Origin of the sequence: Chryseomicrobium imtechense, from assembly GCF_041475995.1 — a bacterium.
Lineage (GTDB): Bacteria > Bacillota > Bacilli > Bacillales_A > Planococcaceae > Chryseomicrobium > Chryseomicrobium aureum.
Genome location: NZ_JBGOBM010000003.1, coordinates 120,818 through 142,268, shown reverse-complemented (window position 1 = coordinate 142,268; position 21,451 = coordinate 120,818). Strand labels below are relative to the sequence as shown.

General features: G+C 42.8%; 21 protein-coding genes. 14 read left to right on the top strand and 7 right to left on the bottom strand.

Annotation, left to right across the window (positions count from 1 at the left end):
- The first annotated feature begins 8 nt into the window (after positions 1-8).
- The 5 genes from AB5N96_RS03875 (at position 9) to AB5N96_RS03855 (ending at position 6,205) form a co-directional block, all read left to right on the top strand.
- Positions 9-1,184 (top strand): sugar ABC transporter permease, encoded by a 1,176-nt coding sequence (locus tag AB5N96_RS03875; protein WP_204590822.1) that lies wholly within the window; start codon positions 9-11, stop codon positions 1,182-1,184.
- Between the two features lie 74 nt (positions 1,185-1,258).
- Entirely contained in the window at positions 1,259-2,230 is a 972-nt protein-coding gene (locus tag AB5N96_RS03870) for a sugar ABC transporter substrate-binding protein (protein WP_204590819.1), read from the top strand.
- Positions 2,227-3,660 carry a sensor histidine kinase gene (locus AB5N96_RS03865; RefSeq protein WP_204590817.1) on the top strand — a complete coding sequence of 478 codons (1,434 nt, stop codon included), beginning with the start codon at positions 2,227-2,229 and terminating at the stop codon, positions 3,658-3,660. Before AB5N96_RS03870 ends, AB5N96_RS03865 begins: the two co-directional genes overlap by 4 nt.
- On the top strand, positions 3,657-5,159 hold the full coding sequence (locus AB5N96_RS03860; RefSeq protein WP_204590815.1) for a response regulator: 1,503 nt from the start codon (positions 3,657-3,659) through the stop codon (positions 5,157-5,159). Before AB5N96_RS03865 ends, AB5N96_RS03860 begins: the two co-directional genes overlap by 4 nt.
- Before the next feature lie 11 nt (positions 5,160-5,170).
- Positions 5,171-6,205 carry a sugar ABC transporter substrate-binding protein gene (locus AB5N96_RS03855; protein ID WP_499704677.1) on the top strand — a complete coding sequence of 345 codons (1,035 nt, stop codon included), beginning with the start codon at positions 5,171-5,173 and terminating at the stop codon, positions 6,203-6,205.
- A 19-nt stretch (positions 6,206-6,224) separates the two neighbouring features.
- Here AB5N96_RS03855 and ltaE read toward each other — a convergent pair whose 3' ends face one another.
- Positions 6,225-7,247, bottom strand: coding sequence for a low-specificity L-threonine aldolase (ltaE, locus tag AB5N96_RS03850; RefSeq protein WP_499704676.1), 1,023 nt, complete (start codon positions 7,245-7,247; stop codon positions 6,225-6,227).
- A gap of 122 nt (positions 7,248-7,369) precedes the next feature.
- Between ltaE and AB5N96_RS03845 the strand changes: the two genes are divergently transcribed.
- Positions 7,370-7,747: a VOC family protein gene (locus AB5N96_RS03845; protein WP_499704675.1), complete on the top strand. Its 378-nt coding sequence runs from the start codon at positions 7,370-7,372 to the stop codon at positions 7,745-7,747.
- Positions 7,748-7,773: 26 nt separating this feature from the next.
- Here the strand turns inward: AB5N96_RS03845 and AB5N96_RS03840 are convergent, their stop codons facing one another.
- The 3 genes from AB5N96_RS03840 to AB5N96_RS03830 all read right to left on the bottom strand — a co-directional run bounded on the left by AB5N96_RS03840 (position 7,774) and on the right by AB5N96_RS03830 (position 9,857).
- Positions 7,774-8,889, bottom strand: coding sequence for a hypothetical protein (locus AB5N96_RS03840; RefSeq protein WP_499704674.1), 1,116 nt, complete (start codon positions 8,887-8,889; stop codon positions 7,774-7,776).
- Positions 8,864-9,397, bottom strand: coding sequence for a sigma-70 family RNA polymerase sigma factor (locus AB5N96_RS03835; protein WP_499704673.1), 534 nt, complete (start codon positions 9,395-9,397; stop codon positions 8,864-8,866). The genes AB5N96_RS03840 and AB5N96_RS03835 overlap by 26 nt, the downstream gene beginning before the upstream one ends.
- Positions 9,398-9,485: 88 nt before the next feature.
- On the bottom strand, positions 9,486-9,857 hold the full coding sequence (locus AB5N96_RS03830; protein WP_204590805.1) for a hypothetical protein: 372 nt from the start codon (positions 9,855-9,857) through the stop codon (positions 9,486-9,488).
- Between the two features lie 281 nt (positions 9,858-10,138).
- Here AB5N96_RS03830 and AB5N96_RS03825 point away from each other — a divergent pair, with 281 nt between their 5' ends.
- On the top strand, positions 10,139-11,143 hold the full coding sequence (locus AB5N96_RS03825) for a sodium:calcium antiporter (protein ID WP_499704672.1): 1,005 nt from the start codon (positions 10,139-10,141) through the stop codon (positions 11,141-11,143).
- Between the two features lie 43 nt (positions 11,144-11,186).
- On the opposite strand, the gene AB5N96_RS03820 is transcribed toward AB5N96_RS03825, so the two are convergent.
- Positions 11,187-11,735, bottom strand: a complete 549-nt coding sequence (locus tag AB5N96_RS03820) for an ECF transporter S component (protein WP_204590801.1) — start codon at positions 11,733-11,735, stop codon at positions 11,187-11,189.
- 109 nt (positions 11,736-11,844) lie between these two features.
- Here AB5N96_RS03820 and AB5N96_RS03815 point away from each other — a divergent pair, with 109 nt between their 5' ends.
- Positions 11,845-13,548: an ABC transporter ATP-binding protein gene (locus tag AB5N96_RS03815; RefSeq protein WP_499704671.1), complete on the top strand. Its 1,704-nt coding sequence runs from the start codon at positions 11,845-11,847 to the stop codon at positions 13,546-13,548.
- A 12-nt stretch (positions 13,549-13,560) separates the two neighbouring features.
- On the opposite strand, the gene AB5N96_RS03810 is transcribed toward AB5N96_RS03815, so the two are convergent.
- On the bottom strand, positions 13,561-14,403 hold the full coding sequence (locus tag AB5N96_RS03810) for a TetR family transcriptional regulator (protein WP_204590796.1): 843 nt from the start codon (positions 14,401-14,403) through the stop codon (positions 13,561-13,563).
- A 100-nt stretch (positions 14,404-14,503) separates the two neighbouring features.
- Between AB5N96_RS03810 and AB5N96_RS03805 the strand changes: the two genes are divergently transcribed.
- The 5 genes from AB5N96_RS03805 to AB5N96_RS03785 all read left to right on the top strand — a co-directional run bounded on the left by AB5N96_RS03805 (position 14,504) and on the right by AB5N96_RS03785 (position 20,741).
- Positions 14,504-17,599, top strand: coding sequence for an efflux RND transporter permease subunit (locus AB5N96_RS03805; protein WP_499704670.1), 3,096 nt, complete (start codon positions 14,504-14,506; stop codon positions 17,597-17,599).
- An 86-nt stretch (positions 17,600-17,685) separates the two neighbouring features.
- Positions 17,686-17,874 carry a hypothetical protein gene (locus AB5N96_RS03800; RefSeq protein ID WP_204590792.1) on the top strand — a complete coding sequence of 63 codons (189 nt, stop codon included), beginning with the start codon at positions 17,686-17,688 and terminating at the stop codon, positions 17,872-17,874.
- Positions 17,875-17,977: 103 nt separating this feature from the next.
- On the top strand, positions 17,978-18,826 hold the full coding sequence (locus tag AB5N96_RS03795) for a VOC family protein (protein ID WP_499704669.1): 849 nt from the start codon (positions 17,978-17,980) through the stop codon (positions 18,824-18,826).
- A gap of 96 nt (positions 18,827-18,922) precedes the next feature.
- Complete coding sequence (locus AB5N96_RS03790; protein WP_499704668.1) at positions 18,923-19,588, top strand: HAD family hydrolase; 666 nt, start codon at positions 18,923-18,925, stop codon at positions 19,586-19,588.
- 52 nt (positions 19,589-19,640) lie between these two features.
- Entirely contained in the window at positions 19,641-20,741 is a 1,101-nt protein-coding gene (locus AB5N96_RS03785; RefSeq protein WP_499704667.1) for an MBL fold metallo-hydrolase, read from the top strand.
- Between the two features lie 23 nt (positions 20,742-20,764).
- On the opposite strand, the gene AB5N96_RS03780 is transcribed toward AB5N96_RS03785, so the two are convergent.
- Complete coding sequence (locus AB5N96_RS03780; protein ID WP_499704666.1) at positions 20,765-21,208, bottom strand: GyrI-like domain-containing protein; 444 nt, start codon at positions 21,206-21,208, stop codon at positions 20,765-20,767.
- A gap of 46 nt (positions 21,209-21,254) precedes the next feature.
- Between AB5N96_RS03780 and AB5N96_RS03775 the strand changes: the two genes are divergently transcribed.
- A complete protein-coding gene (locus AB5N96_RS03775; protein WP_204590782.1) occupies positions 21,255-21,446 on the top strand; it encodes a hypothetical protein in 192 nt (63 codons plus the stop codon).
- The last annotated feature ends 5 nt before the right edge of the window (positions 21,447-21,451 follow it).

Below are 21,451 nucleotides of genomic sequence, written 5' to 3'. Positions count from 1 at the left end.
GACCGGCTATGAATTTAGTAACGGAAGCAAAAACAATTATTAAAGAAAACATCCGGGATTACGGGATGTATATTGCCTTACTTGTAATTTTATTGACGTTTACGATTATGACGAACGGTCTATTTCTATCGTCTCGAAACATTAGCAATATGCTTGACTCAGCTGGCTATATTGCCGTTTTGGCTGTCGGGATGACACTCGTAATTGTCATTCGTCACATTGACTTGTCTGTTGGGTTTGTGGCCGGTTTCTTAGGAGCTGTCGCTGCTATTTTCTTAACTCAAATGGGCGTGTCTGTCTGGATTACGATTCCAGTCGTACTCCTACTTGGAATTTTAATTGGCTTGTTTAATGGTGTACTTGTGGCAAAGATTGGGATTCCTGCGTTTGTAGCAACACTTGCTGCGATGTTAATTTTCCGTGGGGCATTGTTACAAGTAACGGAACGGACAGGAACAATCATTGTGCGAGATGATACGTTCAACGCTCTTGGAAACGGGTTTATCCCCTCTCTTGTACAAATCGGCGGCTTACATCTTTTAACCTTGTTAGTAGGTGTTGTTGGTATCCTATTTTACATTTACAGTGAATTCTCCGGACGCAAGGATAAACAAAAATACGGATTCGACGTTATGTCGATGCCTATGTTTACAATTAAACTATTATTAGTATCCGCGATTATTGGCTATGTAACATGGATCTTAGCAGGATACAACGGTCTTTCTTGGACTGTCGTCATCATGCTCGTCGTCGTTGTGATTTATCACTTCCTGACAACAAAAACGGTTCTTGGACGTCACATTTACGCAGTTGGAAGTAATCCAGAAGCTGCGCACTTGAGCGGGATTAATGTTCAAAAGATCACACTATTTGTATTCGGTTCAATGGGGATGCTGGCTGCCGTTTCCGGGATACTCTATACGGCGCGTCTGCAGTCTGCGACTACGACTGCGGGAACGTTGTTTGAGCTAGATGCTATCGCTGCTGCTTATGTCGGCGGAGTTTCATCAGCCGGTGGGGTAGGAAAAGTGACAGGAGCTATCATTGGGGCTGTTGTTATGGCGTCCTTATCTAGCGGAATGAACTTATTGGGTGTAGGCGTTTCCTATCAGTACATGATTCGCGGTGGTGTACTAGCAGCTGCAGTGATCTTTGATGTCATGACTCGTAGACAGCGCGCATAATCAAAAGCACCCTCTTCGGGTGCTTTTTGAATTGAAATGACAGTGGTAAGATGGGAAGAAAAGGAGTCGGAGTCATGCGGAAAAAAGTAACGGTAGTACTCAGTTTGTTGATTGCTTTTTTCGCAGTCTTCACCGCCATTTCAGTATGGCGTGTCATACAAGCCGCTCCAAACTTCCCGGAACCAGTAACAGGTACAATTGATCAACTACGTATTGTCTTGATTACTGAAAATCAAACTACAGACTTTTGGAAGCAGGTTGAACGGGGCGCCTTGGAAGAAGCGGAGAGACAAGGGGTCCTCGTGGAAGCATGGGCAGGTTTTGGTACGGAGGATCAAGACTTCAATGGCAATTTGGAGACCGCCATCTATTCCAAAGTCGATGGCATCTTAGTGCAAGGGCAAGATACAGAAGCGTTTAAAGAGCTGACGAAAATTAAAGCTGCTTTCTACGGAGTCCCGATTATTACAATTGGAGAAGATGTACCTGCAGAAGACAGTCTTCGAAAAACCTATGTAGGGTCAAATCAAAAAGAGGCTGGGGGATTGCTTGCAGAGCGTGTGGCAGAAAAGCTCGATTACGAAGGAGAAGTCATTATTGTAGGTGATGAAGAGCCGAGCTACATGCAGCGCCAGCGATTAGAAGGAGTCGAGGAGTCGTTACAAGAATTCTCACAAATTACACCGATTTATCAAGGTATGGGGGATACAAGAGAAGAGATTATGCAAGCGACGATGGAGCGGATGAATCAGTCTCCGGCAGCAACGGCTTGGATCTTACTTGATTCAGACGTTGCGTATTTTGTGACACAAGAAATATCAAGACGCACGCAAGTCGCTCCCTATCTCATTTATTCCTTTGATGAAGCGCCTGAAGCACGAACCCTTCTTCAAGCAAAAGTGATGGATGGTGTCATTCGCCAGCGTCCTAGAGAGATGGGCGAAACAGGTCTACGCTTACTCGTAGAATGGATTCGCGGAGAGACCGTTCCCCTTGATTCAGAAGGGTATGAGACGCCGATTTTCATAGAGGAGGCGGGCTCATGACGATTCAAAACAAGATATGGGGACTGGTCTCTCTGGCTGTACTGATTATGGGCGGGATTTGGATTGCCTTAATGTATTCAAACCAACAATCACAAGAACAGTATAGTTCTATACTGAGCCGATACTTGCAAATGAATGAAGTGACCACCGCTAGTCAATCACTAGTTACAGAATTAAACGAATATATTCGTTTTCCAGTCCCTGCCCAAGAAGAGAAATTAGCACGCGAGGAACAACAGTTGCGTGAGATTCAAGAACAGGTCAGGCAGTTTCGAACAGAAGACAATCAGCTCGATATGACGAACTATTTGTTGATGATGGATAGCTTAATTGAAGCTTCTAACCGAACACTCAGTTTTGTGAAGCAATCTGAAGCAGATGCTGTCACGCAGGAATTCAATGAAGCCAATCGCATCGCAGCTGCACTTGAGAGCAGGACGCTTTATATTTTGGATCAGGAATTGCGTACGTACAATCAAATTTATCGTGACTTGATCCAACAATCGAAAGAACTTGAAAGGCTAGGCCTGTGGTTACTTGGACTGATTACAGCGATTGTACTGTTAGTGGCATACCGATTTTCACTCTCAATCACAAAGCCCGTTCATGAACTTACGCGTGCTGCCAATGAAGTGGCGAAGGGAAATTTCACCACACCCATCCACAGCTCATCCAATGATGAAATTGCTTTTCTCGCCAAAACATTTGATACGATGCGTGAAAATATCAATGAATTATTTCAGGATACCCAGGAAAAAGCTCGACTTGAAAATGAGTTGCAAGAAAATCAACTGTTGCTGAAAGAGAGTCAGTTGAAGAGTCTTCAGAGCCAAATTAATCCGCATTTCCTATTTAATACACTAAACACATTATCGAAAAAAGCTTACTTAGACGGAGCAGAAGAAACAAGTGATTTACTCGTCAGTGTGGCAGGATTGCTCCGCTATAGCCTGAAGAAAGTCGACCAATCCGTCACGTTGAAAGAAGAGGTTACTGTCATTGATCAATACATTGCGATACAGACAGCACGCTTTGCTGATCGATTAACGTTTCACAAAGAAATTGATCCCACATGCATGCAAGTACAGTTGCCAAGTTTAACACTTCAGCCAATCGTTGAAAATGCAATGATTCATGGAATTGAACGACTAGTAGATGGCGGAACGATTGTGTTGCGCGTTTTCAAGCAGCATGATGCGGTAATTGCTGAAGTAAAGGACGATGGTCCAGGTATTTCAGAGATAGATATTGAACATTTGTTGCACCAAGAAGTGCGGCAAGAAACCGGCCACTCTACGAGTATCGGGTTTCAAAATGTCCGAAAACGATTACAGCTCTTTTATGGCACGCAGGATGTAATGACGATTGAAAGTTCGCCTGCAACTGGGACTACCGTACGAATTCGAATTCCACTGGAGGTGACACCATGAAATTACTAATGGTTGACGATGAACCAATCGAACGAGAAGGTATGCGCCGAATTCTTTCCACTGCATTTCCTGATTTAGAGATCTATGATGCACGCAATGGCTATGAGGCGATTGAGAGTGTAAAACAACATCGACCGGACATCGTCTTGATGGATATTATGATGCCAGGTATTAATGGAATTGAGGCTCTTCAAACCATTCAAGAAATTCATCCTACTATTCGTGGCGTTATGGTAACAGCGTTCGATACATTTGATTATGCACGACAAGCCTTACGTTTAGGCGTAAAGGAGTATTTATTAAAGCCGAGTCAACGTAGTGAAATCATTGCTACAGTTGAAACGGTTATCGAGCAATGTAAAGAAGAGTCCCGGAAGCAGAAAGCAAGTATGCATGCAGAACGTTTAGCAGAGACAGAACTTGTCACGCAACTTGTATTCCATCACATGCATGACGTACAGTTGGACGTTTTAATGGAATCTGTGGGTATTCAATCGCAACCTGCTTTTGTACTCGTGGTGTATCTACCAGAACCGACGGAAGCGTTATATAGCTTAATTAAAGAACGTGTCCATGAAACTGAGCATGCTTTAGTCGGAGCCCTTTATGGCAAGCAATTGCCACTAGTAGTTTTCCGTAACTCTACTGTGTCATACCGCTCACAAGCAATGCCTTTTGCTCAAGGACTCATTGCTTTACTTCGTGACAAAGCGGATGTATTTGTTGGGGTGGGGGAACAAGTAGAAGACCTGGCAGACATAGCGGTTTCCTATCAACAGGCAGTCATTGCACTCGCTTCCCATACACAGTCTGTGCGTTTTCGCTTCTATGAAGAGAACTTGAACCAATTTGAAGGGACAGATACAACAACGGTTCGTCAGAAAGAGAAGCAGTTTTTTGACGCATTGGATCAAGGAGATTGGCAGGAGATTGAACGGCTTTTTAATGAGTTTATAGATGAACAAGAACATCAGAACCAACCCCTCGTCTATTCACAACAACGTGTACTCGAGTTAGTGTGGGTCATCCAGCGGGCATTAGAGAATCTCGGAATGGTGACACCCACTGCCTATTTATCTTTTCAATCCCAAAACTATCGTCAATTACGAGCAGAAGTGCAAGGTTTACTCGAACAGATTTCGGCCCATTATGAGCAGCATTTAAATAAAGCGGAGTCCAATAAGGTCCAACAAGTCAAACGCTATATCGAGGAACATTCACATGAAGAGATTTCATTGGATGCGCTTGCAGCGTTAGTAGACTTCACACCAATGTATTTAAGTAAATTGTTTAAAGATAAACTAGGCGTCAATTATATTGACTATTTAACGACATGTCGTATTGAGCATGCAAAACAATTGCTGAAAAACCCTGAGCTTAGTTTGAAAGAAATCAGTTACGAGGTTGGTTATCACGAGCCGAACTATTTCAGTAAGGTGTTTAAAAAAGTATGCGGCAAGACACCATCAGATTATCGAAAGCAGCTAATAAGTCGATGAGATGGCGATGGATGCAAAGATGGACATTCCTTGTTTTTGTCTTGGTATTTCTTTTCGCATGTGAACAACAAGTAGAGCAACAGCCGTCGCCAAGGCCTGAGCCTATAGCGATAGAAGACATTCGAATTGGTTTTTCAATGGATACACTTGTTGAAGACCGCTGGATCAAGGACCGCGATTTATTTAAAGAGGCAGTAGAAGCCTTAGGTGCAGAAGTGGTAATCGAAGCTGCAAACGGCGATGATGTATTGCAAGTAGCGCAAGCAGAGACATTGATTCAAAGCGGCATCGATGTTCTTGTCATTGTTCCCCATAACGCAGAAGCTACAGCGGCAATTGTCCATAAAGCGCATCAGGCGGGAATCAAAGTCATTTCTTATGATCGACTCGTCAAAAATGCAGATATTGATTTGTATGTTTCGTTTGATAATGAGCGAGTTGGAGAATTGCAGGCAGAGGCCATGTTACAAGAGGTACCCCAGGGGAATTATGTGTTTATCGGTGGAGCCGCTACAGACAACAACGCGCACTTATTAAAGCGAGGTGCTTTTCGTGTATTACAACCTGCGATTGATGCGGGAGACGTACGAGTGATTTATGATCAGTGGACGGAAGACTGGACGCCAGTAAATGCCCGTGACAACATGCGCGAAGCTCTTGAAATCAATGCTCAACAAGTAGATGCTGTGATTGCCTCGAATGATGCGACAGGCGGAGGCGTGCAAGAAGCATTGGCTATCTATGGACTCAACGGAAAGGTGCCGATAGCAGGTCAAGATGCAGATCTTGCAGGGATACGTAGGATTGTAGCAGGGGAGCAGCTGATGACCGTCTATAAACCTATCCGCCATTTATCGCAGACGGCGGCACAACTAGCCGTCATGCTTGCAAGAGGGGAAGAGGTTGAGACCAGTAGTTATGTAAACAACGGCAAAAAAGAGGTGCCATCCGTATTGATTGAACCAATTGCTGTCATGCGCGATACGATTGATTCTACAGTAATTCAGGATGGGTATCATAGTTATGACGACGTTTATGGAAATTAAAAAAGAGTAGCTGCGTGAGCTACTCAGTAAATTGATGTAAAGCATCCAGTGTTAGCTGGATGTCTTTTTCTGTAATTCCGTTATTTGTGACAAAGCGAATAATGCCTGGACCAAAACCACCCGCTAAAATTCCATGTTCTTTTAAATGTGCTAACAATGCCTCTGTTGTATGTGCCGAATTTGTCAGTTCAACCAGAAGGATATTTGTTTCGACCGCATTTACTAAATGAAACGTATCTAGTTGTTGAATTCCTTCTGCCAGCTGTTTAGCTAACCGATGATCTTCCTGTAAACGAACAGGATTCTCTTCCAGTGCAGTAAGTGCAGGGGCAGCCAGTACTCCGACTTGGCGGAGTCCACCGCCTAGACGTTTCCGCCATTTGCGTGCATGCCGAATAAAATCGGCAGATCCTGCAATAATGGAACCTACAGGAGCCCCAAGCCCTTTCGACAAGCAGAACTGGACAGTGTCCGTATACTTGGCAAACTCTGAAACGGGGATTCCAGTAGCAGCTTGTGCGTTAAATAGACGAGCTCCGTCTAAGTGAACTGGAATGCGATGTTTTTGTGCGACTTCGTAGATTGCCTTCATATGTTCAACGGGAAGTACCGCACCACCTGCTTTATTATGCGTGTTCTCGAGACAAATCAAACCTGTTTCCGGTTCATGAATATCTGCTCCGCGAATCGCTGCTTCTACGTGAATGGGGTCCATTGCGCCACGGAGGCCATCAATTGGTTTTAGTTGAAGACCAGCAAGTGCGGACATCGCACCACCTTCATAGAGAAAGATGTGTGCTTGTGAGTCTAAGATGACTTCTTGACCAGGTCTACAATGCACCAGTCCTGCAATTTGGTTTCCTTGTGTGCCACTTGTGACAAATAAAGCCGCTTCTTTTCCGAGTAGTTCTGCTGCTCTCTCTTCTAATCGGTTAACAGTCGGATCCTCCCCGTACACATCATCGCCGACTTCCGCTTCATACATGGCACGGCGCATGCGTTCGTCTGGTTTGGTCACTGTATCACTACGTAAATCAATCACTCAAATCCCTCGTTTCGTCTAATTGGTTCTACGTACTAGTGTAGCAGGTCCTCAAAAGATTTTCTTGTTAGGAAGGGATGAAGTGAATGTATCTAGAATGAAGTAGAAAAGGAGGCGACGGGATGATTTCGAAGCTTGGAGAAGTTATGGTGTATGTGAACGATCAAGATGAGGCAGTTCGGTTTTGGCAAGAGGACATGGGGTTTGTGATTTTACAAGATTTTAAAGACGGGGAGATGCGTTGGGTGCAGATTGCGCCGACAGCTGATGCGGAAACGACGGTAATTCTGCACCACCGGGCATTTGTCGAGAAGAATAGTCCAGATATAAACTTTGGAACTCCATCTTTATTATTTTTTACATCAGATTTAGATACCCTCTATGAGCGACTGCAAGCCAAGGGTGTCACACTCGGTGAAAAGGTACAGATGGGAGACAGCAAGTTTTTCAATTTTGCAGATCGCGAAGAAAACTATTTTGCGGTCATGGAGACAAACTAAAACCACGGCGATTGCGCCGAGGTTTTTTATGGTTTGATTAAATGAATGGTTGGGCCACCATCAAAATAATTTTCTTCTACAATCTGAAGCGTACCGTCTGGAGCAAACTGCGGCGTAACAAGACGCCCCTTTACTTTCGGAAAGTCGCTGAATGGAACTGCTTTGTAGTTTTCGATTGTAAAGAGTTCTACGTCATCGGTATCTTCCCCCCAACGATCTACGACACTGAGTGCTAGATAGTTCCCATGAATCGCTGAATAACTGTATTCTGGCGTTTCAATCATTTGAAAAGCACCTGATTGGATGTCCATATACCCAAGCTCAAGACGTCCATTCTCTGTGGCAAAATCGAAGTACACCCGATCTTCTACCACGTACATGTTATATAAAGAAGTGTACGGGAGATTCGATTGCTGCTGAATCAACTTGCCGGTTAATGTATCATACACAAATAGAGTAGAACTACCTTCAAAGCTGTTTAAAATTGCAGCTCTATGATTTTGGTAGGCGCCTCTTGTAGTCCTTTTATCATTTGTATGAAGTAGTTTGGGGATTTGTGTAGTTAAATCCATAACATAATGACTATGATCATTCGTATAGAAGTTGGCATAAAACAATGTATCATCCTCTAAGGTTAGTTCTATAGGATTGATAGAAGGGATGACCGTTAGTTCTTTGCTCTTCCGGTTTAGTATATTCAGTGTGTAGTCTTCATTGTCGAAATCTCCCCAAACGAGCCATTTTTCATTCGCTACAAAATTGAATTGTCCACTAGGGGACGAAAAACTTGCGATTTTTTCTATGAATTTCTCATCGATTGAGTAGCTGTAGGCTCCATCTTCTTTAGGGAGAATTAGTTCATTTGTTTCTGGAATATAAACCGAGTCATACAAAGCACTTTGGTACATATCGGGAACGGCTACTTCTTCATGTGATGTCAGCGGAGAGGTTGTCGAGTTAGTAAAACTTGTAAACAACGCATACCCAATCACTCCAATGAAAAGTAAAGCGGCTAAAGGTAAGAACTTCAAAGTTGCGGGCGTTTTCTTTTTCCGAACGCGCTCTCGTACAAGTTGCTGCTCACGTTCACTGAACGAGATGTCTTTCGGCAGTGTTTCATTTAGAAGCTGTTTCAGATCCATTCCACTCCACCTCCAATTCATTCCGTAGTAGTTCGCGACCTCTTGCAAGTCTAGTTTTCACAGTATTTGGAGAACAACCCAAGACCTCAGCTGTTTCGTTGACCGAGAGCTCGGCGTAATAATGGAGCCACAAAGATTCTCTATAATGAAGTGGCATTGATTCAAGCACGATATGTAATTCCGATGTTTTTTCTTTCTCAAGGAACGTCTCTTCATTGCTTGCACGCTTGCCAAAAATTTTGAGTTTATCACTGAACTTCACTTTTTGTGCATGCCAACTTTTTAAGTAATTCAAGCTTTCATTGACGGCAATTCGGTACAAGTACGTTTTTAGAGAAGCGCGCCCTTCAAAACGCTCCATCCCTATATAAAATTTAAGAAATGTGTCTTGCGTGAGATCTTCAGCTTTTTGCAAATCTCGAACGTAGGAATAGATGACGCGTTTTATCATGTCACCATGCTCCTGCATAGTTTCGTTCAACCTGTCGTTCTTTTGGTCTTCTGTCACATCATCGCATCCTTTCCTACTCGTTAGACAATGCACGTCTCTCCATGGTTTCATACGCAGCAAAAAAAGAAAAGCCCCAAAGGAAAAGTTATCCTTTCGGGACCTGCACAAGTGTATAATTTTTTGTCCATTTTTGTGTCGTTAGGACAATCTCTGCACCTGAATTAGTAAAAAACAATCCACTTCCGTCCAGTTCACGCAACTCCCAGCCATGCGAAGCCATAAATTCTTCGATGCGCTGATTCGCTAAATCCGTCCGTTTTTCTTTTACCGCATACCATAACGAATTGGCTTCTTCCGTTAAATAAACCAGAGGTGCATTAGACGCGGAAATCCGTTGTGCCACTTCAGGAGGAGTTAATGATGAAAATGGTAATGGCGGATGCGCGAGCCGTTCATAAAGTCCAAATAGACCGATGGAGACCATAAGCATCCCTATGACAATCACAATCTTTTTCATGGTAGTCCCACCTTTCCCTTCCGAACTAGACGGAAAGAACCCGAAAAAAGTTTCACAAAGGATTAAGAATAGACAACAGCGGGTAGAGATTGTATACTGTTTTTATAAATAGGGGAGTAGTGGCAAGCGACGCATTCGTCATTTCGGTAAAATGTACCCGGATCGTCCCGCTCAATTTGAGCGCACAAGACCTTTTTATGATGCAGACTGAGTAAGTTCAGATGTTTTCATAAAAAGGTCTTTTTTTGTGACTACTTTCCAACATAGAAGGAGTGAATGCAATGGTCTATATCTTATTTATTCTTGTGGCGGGTATTACCCTTTACGCGGCTATGAAGCTATCAACGTTCGCAGACGTCTTAAGTACCAAAACATCTATGGGAGGCATGTTAGTAGGAACAATCTTACTTGCAGGTGCGACTTCATTACCCGAAGTAACTACCAGTCTTTCAGCAGTGCTAATCGGAAATCCCGACATCGCAGTAGGAAATGTCCTTGGCTCAAATTTATTTAATTTATGTGTGTTAGCTTTGTTTGATTTATATTTCCGTAAGAAGAAATTATATGAACAAATCGATAGCACACATCTTTACTCAGCTGTATTAGCAATTATTCTTACCGCATTGGCGCTTTCAGGATTAGTCTATAGCCAAACTCCTGCAGTCTTTGGAGTCGGCATCGACATGATTGGAATTCTAGTAATTTATATCGCGGGTTTAATTTACATGAACAAAAAATCTTCTTCAATGAAACCAGTAGTGGAACCTACAACGGAGAAGAAGTCTAAGAAAAAGCCTGGGAATCCTCATTCAGATATTTCGTTAAAGAAAGCCATCATTGGCTTTGCAATTTCAGCCCTTGTCATCATGGGTGCAGGTACAGCCCTATCCATCCTAGGTGATCAGATTGCTGTTTTAACAGGTCTTGGTTCAAGTTTCGTCGGAAGTTTCTTAATCGCTGGAACGACTTCCTTACCGGAAGTTGTTTCAGTCTATGTAGCGCTCCGGTTACGTAATGTAAACTTAGCATTCGGTTCAATATTAGGTAGTAACATCTTCAACATGTTAATTCTTGTTATGTCTGATTTCGTTTACCGAGATGGTTCTATCTTAAATGCTGCAGCAGAAAGTCATATCATAACAGGAATCAGCATCACATTCTTGTCTCTACTAGTTATTTACGGAATTCGCCGTAAGCCAACTACGAGCCTAGCAATGTACTTAATTCCATCTGTACTTACTGTTATCGTCTATTTCGTAACAACGTACCTATTATTCATCTCGTAATAAACAAAAACACGGCCATTCAGTGAAGTGGCCGTGTTTTTTGTTATTTAAAATATGGTAATTTCTTTAAAGCAATGACTACTGGAATGGCAATTAATAAACCAACTGCATTCTGAATCAGGTTCCCTGGAATAGAAGCTAACGGAATCACAAAGCTTGAGAACATGATAGCTTCTCCAATGTAGTAAACGACTAGCATGAACGGTATTGAAATGACAGCAGCCGCAATATTCCAGCCGATGCTAGTGCCGTTGCGGTTTTTCGACCAAGCCACTTTCCCGACTACATACCCTTGGATACCACGTGCAACGATTGTGATAGGTGCCCACAGTAACCAGCCGCCCATAATATCAAATAGACCCATACCGAGTGCACCTGCTGCTGCTCCTTTTTTCGGACCAAACAACATCGCAGAAATAAACAACATCGCAGTGCCTAAGTGAACTAATCCACCGTTTGCAGCGAAGAACGGAATACGAATATTCAATAACATAGTGGATACAAATACTAATGCGACGAGCATTGATGTTAGAATTAAATCAAACGTCTTGCCACGAGCAATCGGTCGAGACAGCGATTGAGGGTTTTGCATACAAATTCCTTCTTTCTTCAAATTGAGTTAGTCCTACTTTACCAGGGAACTGAACCCTCAAAAAGTATCAGTTCTAAATAAAATATAGTGGTCAGAAAGAGGATGCACAATGAAAATGAAATCGTTAGTGGATGGAATGAGATGGCCGAAGTGGATGATTGCCTTCGCATTTCTCTTTAGTTTAGTGGAAACAGGCTTTGGTCTTGTCATTCCTTTACTTACTATGAACTTCATCGATAGTTTCACAGAAGGAGGAATTAGTCCACTTCTACTAGGTGGCGTTGCGCTATTATTAATTGTTCAAGCCGTCTTATCTGGAATCGCATTTTATTTGATGCGGAAGATTGGAGAATATGTAGTAGCTTACATTCGCAATCGTGTCTGGCGTCATGTCCTTGGCCTTCCTGTTGGTTTTTTTGATAATGAAGAATCTGGAGAATTGATGAGCCGTATTTTACAAGACACGAGTGTAATCAAATCGCTTATTACCGATCATTTGATTACATTCTTCACGAGCATTTTGACGGTCATCGGAGCTGTCGGTATTTTGCTTTGGATCGACTGGAGAATGACATTGATTCTTTTAGTCTCAGTTCCAGTTACACTCGCTGTCATGTTTCCAATCGGACGTGTTATGTCAAAGGTGGCGAAGTCGACACAAGATGAAGTCGCAACGTTTAGTGCGCAGCTAGGTCGTGTTCTTCAAAACATCCGTCTCGTCAAATACAGCCAGTCTGAAGCCAGGGAGCGGATTCACGGAGAACAACAAGTGGACCGGATTTATAAGTTTTATTTAAAAGAGGCAAAACTTGTATCGATTCTTTCTCCCGTTATGACCCTTATTATGACCCTCGTGTTAATTGTTGTATTTGGGTATGGAGGAGCTCAAGTCGCTTCTGGAGCGTTATCTGCAGGGGCCTTGGTCGCGATTATATTTTACTTGATTCAAATCATTGTGCCCTTCACTCAAATGGCGAGCTTTTTCACAGCGTATCAAAAGACGGTAGGTGCAACAGAACGCATTCAAGATATTTTAGAGCGGGCACAGGAAAATGCGGAGGGGAAATCGCTTCCTTCTACAGAGCAAGATGTCGTTCTCCACGATGTGACGTTTGCTTACGGAGAGAAAGTGATTCTCGAAGATATTTCCTTAAGTATTCCAAGAGGAAAAGTCACAGCGTTTGTTGGCGAAAGCGGTGGAGGGAAAACGACGATGTTTTCGATGCTCCAGCGTTTTTATGAACCGAAACATGGAGGTATTTACTACGGGGACACAGATATTCGAGAGATTAAACTGGCAGAGTGGCGGGGTCTCTTTGGGTACGTCTCTCAAGAAAGTCCTTTAATGAACGGAACGATTCGAGACAATATCCTATATGGTGTGGAACAAGTGCCTACGGATACAGCTATAGAACAAGCTCTACGCCAAGCCAATGCGTGGGAGTTTATAATGAAACTTGAGCAAGGACTTGAGACGCCAGTAGGTGAAGGCGGGATCAAACTTTCAGGTGGACAACGTCAAAGAATTGCAATTGCTCGAGCCGTACTGCGCAACCCGCGTATATTACTACTAGACGAAGCAACTTCAAGTCTTGATACGGAATCGGAACGACTTGTACAAGAGGCGCTTCAAACTGTCATGCGTGGACGAACGACGCTGGTCATCGCGCACCGCTTGTCGACTGTACAGCACGCAGATCAACTTGTCATTTTGCGAGACAAGCAGATACAAGGTGTCGGTACGCATCATCACCTTGTAGAAACCAATACCTATTACCAAGAACTCGTAAAAAATGCGCAGCTTCTTACGTAAAAAAGACGCCGATTAGGCGTCTTTTTTGTGTGTATAGTGCTTCACCAAGTAAGCAAGCCATTTGGTCGGCGTGTAGGTCATGAAGTTTGCAGCAAGACCCTGAAGTAGCGCTTGGCGTGGAGATTCTTGGCCAAGTTCATCTACTAAAATTGCAAAGGATTCTTGGATGAGTGCTGGGTGCTCATCAGAAAGAAGTTCGCTCACTACAGCTTTGAGATGAGCAGGTGTAGTTGCTAGTTTATCGGTTTGAACCGGAATACGCATCATCTCTTCCGTGATATAACACGTTGTAGAGTGTTTCGCTAAAATGTCCGTCTTTTCCACTAAACTAGCTAGAATCTGTTTCGTGTCATGAGGATAGGGATGAAACAAAATTAGTTGTGAATAAATACGCACAAGTCCTTTGACCGCTACTAATAAGTCCGCAGACTGGTCAGTTGTGTGCGTTGGATATAGTTCATGAAACAGAGAGAGCAAGGATCGGTCGATGAGTGTATCGTACACAATTAAATCCGATAAGATGTCTTCATTGATCGAATGCATTTGCTCTTGCGCATACATTTTCGCAAAATCTGCATGTTTCACAAGTAAATCCAGGTGCGCTGCGAAGTAATTATGAAGTTTTTCTGATGCTGGAAGTAGTGATGTGACTACTTGGTCAATATCGGCAACAAATTGCTGCATGAATGTATCGATAATCTCTTTTATAAGCTCTTCTTTTGAAGAAAAGGCTAGATAAAACGCGCCTTTTGAAATTCCAGTAGAACGAGTGATGTGTTGGATTGAGGTTGCTTCGATACCTTGTTTGGCAAATAGCTGAATCGAGGTTTCGAGAATCTGTTGTTTTTTTGACACATTTTATGCCTCATTTCGAATGCGATAGATTGACTGTTGACCAATCGGTCATTAGTATAAAGTAGTGATTGAAATTCGTCAAAAAGAAAGGGAGTTCGTTGTGCAAGGTTTCGTACGTTTCGTCTTAAAAAATAAATTTGCGGTGTGGTTACTTACCCTAATTGTAACCTTTGCAGGAATCTATTCAACTACACAAATGAAAATGGAGTCGATTCCGGATATTTCAATTCCTTACTTGATAGTAGCAGGAGTCTATCCAGGCGCTACTGCAGAACAAGTAATGGATGAAGTCTCCATTCCATTAGAGCAAGCTGTTGAAAGTTTAGAAGATGTCAAAGCTGTATTTTCAAATTCATCTGCGAATGTATCCCAAGTACAGATTGAATATGAATACGGGGTCGATATGGACCAGAAAAAGCGAGAGCTTGAATCTGCTCTGGATGGTGTCACATTACCAGAAGAGGTAGAAACACCTTCCATTCTATCAATTAGTTTAAACATGTTCCCAGTCGTTGCTCTTTCTGTGAGTAGTGAATCGGAATCGATTGTTGAATTAACAGAGCGCGTTGAAAACTCTATTTTGCCAGAGATTGAAAAAATCGATGGTGTGGCGTCTGCTACAGTCAATGGACAACATATAGAAGAGATTCATTTGACGTATGATCAAGCAGCACTTGAACAATATGGAGTGACAGAAGACGACGTCAAACAAATGTTAGACGCGAGTAACTTAGCGGTTTCTTTAGGTTTGTATGAGTTTGAAGAAGGGGAAGAGGCTGTCTATATTGACGGTGCCCTCACAACTCTTGCAGAGCTGCAAGAACTACTCATTCCGGTTACGCCTTCAGAAACGAACCCAGCACCTTTTGTAGAGCTTTCTGAACTAGCGACGATCGAACTTGTCGGTCAAGTCGAGTCGATTGCTCGCACAAATGGAGAAGATGCGATTGCCATTCAAGTGGTGAAAGGGCAAGAAGCCAATACGGTCACAGTCGTCAATGCTGTGAAAGAATTGATGACCGAATTTGAAAGTGAAGTAGATGGTCTTGTCATTGATATTACACTGGATCAGGGAGAGCCGATTGAAGAATCTGTATTTGCCATGATTGAAAAAGCATTAATCGGTGGATTGATTGCTGTTGCGATTATTTTAATCTTCTTACGCGACTTCCGCTCCACATTGATTGCGATTGTCTCCATTCCAGTTTCAATTTTTGTAGCATTACTCTTATTAAACTGGTTAGATATCACGTTGAATATTATGACACTCGGAGCGATTACGGTTTCAATCGGTCGAGTCATCGATGACTCCATAGTCGTTGTAGAAAATATTTACCGACGCATGCATTTGAAAGAAGAGAAGTTGTCGGGTAGAAAGCTCATTCAATCCGCAACAATTGAGATGTTCAAGCCGATCTTGTCTTCCACACTTGTTACGATTGCGGTATTTGCACCACTCGTGTTTGTCGGAGGTATGGTAGGTGAGTTGTTCTTACCGTTTGCACTAACCATGTCCTTTGCACTTCTTGCATCTCTTGCTGTAGCGATTTCTATTGTTCCAGCGATGTCGCACAGTTTATTCCGTAAAAAGTTATACGGAGAGAAGACTGCTTCTTCCCATCAAGAAGTCGGGAAATTAGCATTGTGGTTTAAAGGTATACTTGAAAAAGCATTGAATCATAAATGGATCACTTCCATCATTGCAGTTGCACTTCTTGTTGGATCACTTGCTCTGACACCGTTGATCGGCTTCTCGTTCTTAGGCTCTCAAACGGAGAAAATGATGTATGTGACGTACTCACCAGCTGCGGGAGAATTGCAGGATGAGACGGTTGCGAACATTGAAGAAGTTGAACAAGAGTTGCTTACACGTGATGAAATTGATGTCGTTCAACTCTCTATTACGGATGCCTCTTCTGCTGATATGGCGGCCATGATGGCGGGAGGAAGTGACGGAGCGCTTCTTTACTTAATCTTTGACGATGCAATCTCAGTAGAAGAGTTTGAAGAGTATCGAAATGACATTACGACGTACTTATCGGAACTCGATCAGTCGGGCGAATGGAGCGAACAAGACTTTATGGGTGGCGGTATGATGTCATCGAATGAAGTCGCGTATACGTTGTATAGTGAAGATTTAGATGATTTACTAACGTCTGTAGAAGAAGTTGAACAAGCCATGACGGAAGTAGATGGGTTAGAAGAAGTCACTTCAGATGCTGAAAATCCATATGTGGAAAATGTTTTACGTATTGAGCAGCAGAATGTTTTACAATACGGATTAACATCAGGGCAAATTCTAATGGCCTTATCATCGACTGGTCAGGATGAAGTCATTACAACCATACGTACAGATGATGGCGATTTGGATGTTGTTGTACAGCGTGAAGAAGCAGCAATTGCTGAGACATTTGAAGAATTACTTGAAACACCGATTCCGACTGCTATGGGTACGACAATGACAATCGGAGAACTGGTAGAAGTAGAAGAAGGGACGACACAAAATACGTTGAGTCGTTCGGAAGGGGAATATTACGCTTCCGTATCAGGTACGATTGCTGGTAATGACGTATCGGGCCCAAGTGCTGATGCGCAAGAAGCCATTGACGCGCTTGACTTGCCGATGGGTGTGAAAGTCGAGACAGGTGGTGTCACTGCTGACATCAACGAAACGTTTACGCAGCTTGGAATTGCGATGGCAGCAGCGATTGCGATTGTCTACTTTATTCTAGTCGTGACGTTCGGTGGTGGACTCGCACCATTTGCGATTCTGTTCTCCCTTCCGTTTGCAGTAATCGGATCCTTTACCGGGCTCTTTATTGCAGGGCAAACCATCTCTGTTTCTGTTATGATGGGTCTTCTAATGCTAATCGGTATTGTTGTCACGAATGCGATTGTACTAGTTGACCGTGTTATCCAGATGGAACGCGAAGGACTCTCTGTACGTGATGCTTTATTAGAAGCAGGAGCTACTCGTCTTCGTCCAATCTTGATGACGGCGATTGCGACAATCGGAGCAATGGTTCCAATGGCGTTGTCGAGCGGTGGAGGCGGTCTTGTATCGCAAGACTTAGCCATTACTGTAATTGGCGGGTTGTTCTCGTCTACCCTATTAACGCTAATTGTTGTTCCAGTTGTTTATGAAGTATTACGCAAATTCCAAAAAAATAAATCATTCGTAGATACAGAAGAGTGAAACTGACCGACTTCCTTTTTAGGGAGTCGGTTTTTTTGAAACCATTTTGTTTATGAAACGTAAATCTGTTCAAGGAGGCGGTAGTGATGCAAGGAATAACGACGGTAGGATTTGGTCTGTTTGGGCTTTTTTATTTAGTATTTGTACTAGCCATCGTTGGTTTTGTAATTTGGTTCATGGTGCAACTCATTCAAACGCAGCGCGCAAAAGTACGTGTACTAGAAGAAATTTCAATGAAATTAGATCGACCGAAGTCCACGCGTGACAATTTTTAACCACTTCTTACTGGAGTGGTTTTTTTGATTAGTACAAGAAGTATTGACATTATTAAATTACTATTATAAACTAAGTTACAAATAGTAACTAAGGAGAATTTACATGAACTTTCATCAAAAACCTACCACTTTTGTAGCTAGTGTCGCAATCAATGTTACAGATTTAAAACGTTCCCTAGATTTTTATACTCAGGTCATCGGTTTCCAAATCGCAAGTCAAACCGAGTCAGACGCAACCTTAACAGCGAATGGAAGAGACGTGCTCTTGACACTTGTTCAGCCAGAACGTGTCACTCCTAAACAGCCACGCACAACAGGTTTATATCACTTTGCTATCCTACTTCCGACACGCCAATCTTTAGCTAGCATCGTACCCCATCTAGTGAATCAAGGAGTACAGCTGGGTTCTTCTGATCACTTAGTCAGCGAAGCATTATACTTTGCCGACCCAGACGGAAATGGGATTGAAATCTACCGTGATCGCCTTCCAGAAGAGTGGACTTGGCAGGGTGACTCTGTTGAAATGACGGTAGACCCATTAAACTTTGAAGACCTATTAACAAAAGAAACTGTAGAAGAATGGACAGGTCTGCCATCAGATACTGTCATGGGGCATATTCATTTGCATGTAGATGACATTGGGCGCGCAGAAGCATTTTACACACAAGGTCTCGATTTTGAAGTGGTTACACGATATGGTCACCAAGCGCTCTTCATCTCAGACAATCGTTACCACCACCATATCGGTTTGAATGTCTGGAACGGTGTTGGTGCTCCGCAACCGGCGAAGCATTCAGCAGGCCTTGTTCACTATACACTCGATGTGCAAGATGCTGACAAACAACAGCAACTTGCAGAACGTTTACAAGCCTTTGGTGCGCGTGTTGACTGGAATGAGAATATCTTAATCACAGCAGACGCTGCAGGAAACGAAATTCATATCGTCTATTGATCCAGTGCGAAACCGATTTTGTCGGTTTCGTTTTTTCATTTCTCAGTAAATTCCTGTACACTAAAAGAAACAGCAATGGACTTGGAGGAACGATTTATGAAAGTGGCTTTGTTTGACTTTGACCGTACGATTTACAAATATGAAACTTACTCATTACTGATGCGGTTTCTTCAAAATCATGACGTGTATGGCAAGCGGTACAAGAAGTTTATGCGCCGGCTCATGCCCATTTATTTATTATATAAAATGAAAATGACTCCGGAAAAAACGATGCGCAAAAAAGCGATGGAAATTTATTTGAAAACGTTTGAAGGAGCTTCAGAAGCAGAATTACGAAGCTATTTTCGAGAAATGGCCGAGGAAATGTCAGGGGACTTTAATCAAGAAGTAATTGACCGCTTGAATTGGCACCATGAACAAGGACATCGCGTGCTCGTCATTTCAGGTGCATTTGATATTATGCTGGATGAAGTGCTCCGTGACTTGCCGATTGATGCGAAACTCGGGACAGAAGTACCTCTAGCGAACGGTATGCTAACGAAAGTGACAGAGTTGTCGCATGTCCATGAGCGTCAAAAAATTGTGCGCATTGAAGAAAATTTGAAAGAAGTCGACGTCGACTGGGAAGAGAGCTACGCATACGGCGATAGTATTTATGATATTGATGTACTTGGGCTTGTTGGATATCCAGTAGCTGTGCAACCGGATGCAGATTTAAAAGCCTATGCAAAAGAGCAGGGATGGGAAATTATCACCGCATAGTTTATCTTTATACTATTTACGGGAATTCACACTATAGAAAGAGGTGGACGGTATGCAAATTAAGAAAAGATGGATTGCAGGTGCAGCAGTCGCAGCGGTGGCCGCTTATATTGTCGCAAACCCGACGTTTGGCAAACGTGTTTCACGGAAACAGAAGAAGCAATTTGAACAATTACCACATTACAAAGACGGCAAGTTCCGCAATACCCCGCCGATTGTATCGCCTGGGGGATTTGAAACGCTTCAAAGTCTAGCAAAAGATTACTTTGTAGGAAAAGCCGATCTACATCCTGCTAATCCACTACCAACGGTGAAGTTTGCGTGTCACGATAATGTCCAAACACCGCACGTCACGTGGCTAGGTCATTCATGCTTTTTAATCGAATGGAAAGATAAAACTATCCTAGTCGACCCGATGCTAGGGAAAGTACCTCTTCCATTCAAAGTAAAAGATATGCGCTATCCGGTAGTAGAACAATTCGATATCGATTGTTTAGAAGATATAGATTACGTCGTTTATTCGCATGACCATTATGATCATTTAGATTATGATACGCTGCAGCACATTAAGGACCGCGTGCGAAAGTTTTTTGTACCACTAGGCCTTGGTGATCGTTTAGAAGGATGGGGAGTGCCGAAACACCGCATTTTTGAACTAGATTGGTGGGAATCTTTACAAGAAGAGGGTATCCGCTATACAGCTGCCCCATCTCGTCATTTTTCCGGTCGTTTAGGTATCGACTACGGAGAAACGTTATGGTGCTCTTGGGTCTTTGAGTGGGAAGATACAAAGATTTTCTATAGTGGCGACAGTGGATACGGTAAACATTTTGAAGAAATCGGTCGCAGATATGGGCCGTTTGATCTTGTCATTATGGAAAGCGGACAATACGATGAGCGCTGGCCGGGTGTCCACATGCATCCTGATGAGAGTATGCAGGCATTTTTGGATGTAAAAGGGAAACATGTGTTACCGGTTCATTGGGCAGCTTTTACATTGGCATTCCACAAGTGGGATGACCCACCTGAACAAATGATGGAGCTCGGTAAACAACGAGGTGCTCATGTAGTGATTCCCAAAATCGGAGAGACACTAGATGTCGCAACGTTAGATGCGTATGAAACAAAAACTTGGTGGAGACCTGTTGTATAAAAATAGCCCCTTCTTAGAAGGGGTTATTTCGTCTTGATCGGTAAGTAGATTTCTACTTCCTCGCCTTTATCAGTAGGGAAGTACATTTCGATAATGTAGCCAGTCAAATCAAATTGTAGTTCATTTTCAAGCATCCAGTTAGAGAGTGTCACATGCAACTCACCGATTTCATCAATCGTCCCTTTAGCAAAAGCATAATCACGGGTGATTTCCATATACTCCATACCTGCTGGCGGGTGTATCGGTTGTTCAGAAACAAGGATGCCTACGAAAAATGTGCCTTCTACTTGATCGACGGTAGATTGTGGTTCGAAAAGAGCAAGCTCTACATGGGATTGATAGTCGGTATCGTGTAATTTTTCTAAAAAAAGCCGTGCTTTTTCAGGTACAACTGTGGCATACTCTTGGAAGATTCCTTTGTGTTTGGTTACAAGAGAACGTACTGTCAGTGTTTTATGAGCGGGCATGCATGTAGCCTCCATTCAAATAAATACGTATAGTAAGGAGTTCAGTATGAAAAATCGTGTATTTGGAACTATTTATTTAGTATTCAGTATAGCATTGTTTATAGGCGTACAAAGATGGCCGTATTTGCAAGATATAGACCCAATCTATCACATACCGCTTTATTTCCCTGCACTTGTGCTAGCAGCCATTGGTTTATACCTCTATCGCATTTCTTTACCGAAAGAACCAAGTTCATAAATCTT

Bases quoted from the DNA above. Each gene is read 5' to 3' on its own strand.
- AB5N96_RS03775 (WP_204590782.1), top strand. From the start codon at position 21,255: ATGAAAAATCGTGTATTTGGAACTATTTATTTAGTATTCAGTATAGCA.
- AB5N96_RS03875 (WP_204590822.1), top strand. From the start codon at position 9: ATGAATTTAGTAACGGAAGCAAAAACAATTATTAAAGAAAACATCCGG.
- AB5N96_RS03800 (WP_204590792.1), top strand. From the start codon at position 17,686: ATGCAAGGAATAACGACGGTAGGATTTGGTCTGTTTGGGCTTTTTTAT.
- AB5N96_RS03815 (WP_499704671.1), top strand. From the start codon at position 11,845: ATGAAAATGAAATCGTTAGTGGATGGAATGAGATGGCCGAAGTGGATG.
- AB5N96_RS03820 (WP_204590801.1), bottom strand. From the start codon at position 11,735: ATGCAAAACCCTCAATCGCTGTCTCGACCGATTGCTCGTGGCAAGACG.
- AB5N96_RS03825 (WP_499704672.1), top strand. From the start codon at position 10,139: ATGGTCTATATCTTATTTATTCTTGTGGCGGGTATTACCCTTTACGCG.
- AB5N96_RS03865 (WP_204590817.1), top strand. From the start codon at position 2,227: ATGACGATTCAAAACAAGATATGGGGACTGGTCTCTCTGGCTGTACTG.
- AB5N96_RS03830 (WP_204590805.1), bottom strand. From the start codon at position 9,857: ATGAAAAAGATTGTGATTGTCATAGGGATGCTTATGGTCTCCATCGGT.
- AB5N96_RS03845 (WP_499704675.1), top strand. From the start codon at position 7,370: ATGATTTCGAAGCTTGGAGAAGTTATGGTGTATGTGAACGATCAAGAT.
- AB5N96_RS03855 (WP_499704677.1), top strand. From the start codon at position 5,171: ATGCAAAGATGGACATTCCTTGTTTTTGTCTTGGTATTTCTTTTCGCA.
- AB5N96_RS03780 (WP_499704666.1), bottom strand. From the start codon at position 21,208: ATGCCCGCTCATAAAACACTGACAGTACGTTCTCTTGTAACCAAACAC.
- AB5N96_RS03785 (WP_499704667.1), top strand. From the start codon at position 19,641: ATGCAAATTAAGAAAAGATGGATTGCAGGTGCAGCAGTCGCAGCGGTG.
- AB5N96_RS03790 (WP_499704668.1), top strand. From the start codon at position 18,923: ATGAAAGTGGCTTTGTTTGACTTTGACCGTACGATTTACAAATATGAA.
- AB5N96_RS03840 (WP_499704674.1), bottom strand. From the start codon at position 8,889: ATGGATCTGAAACAGCTTCTAAATGAAACACTGCCGAAAGACATCTCG.
- AB5N96_RS03870 (WP_204590819.1), top strand. From the start codon at position 1,259: ATGCGGAAAAAAGTAACGGTAGTACTCAGTTTGTTGATTGCTTTTTTC.
- AB5N96_RS03860 (WP_204590815.1), top strand. From the start codon at position 3,657: ATGAAATTACTAATGGTTGACGATGAACCAATCGAACGAGAAGGTATG.
- AB5N96_RS03795 (WP_499704669.1), top strand. From the start codon at position 17,978: ATGAACTTTCATCAAAAACCTACCACTTTTGTAGCTAGTGTCGCAATC.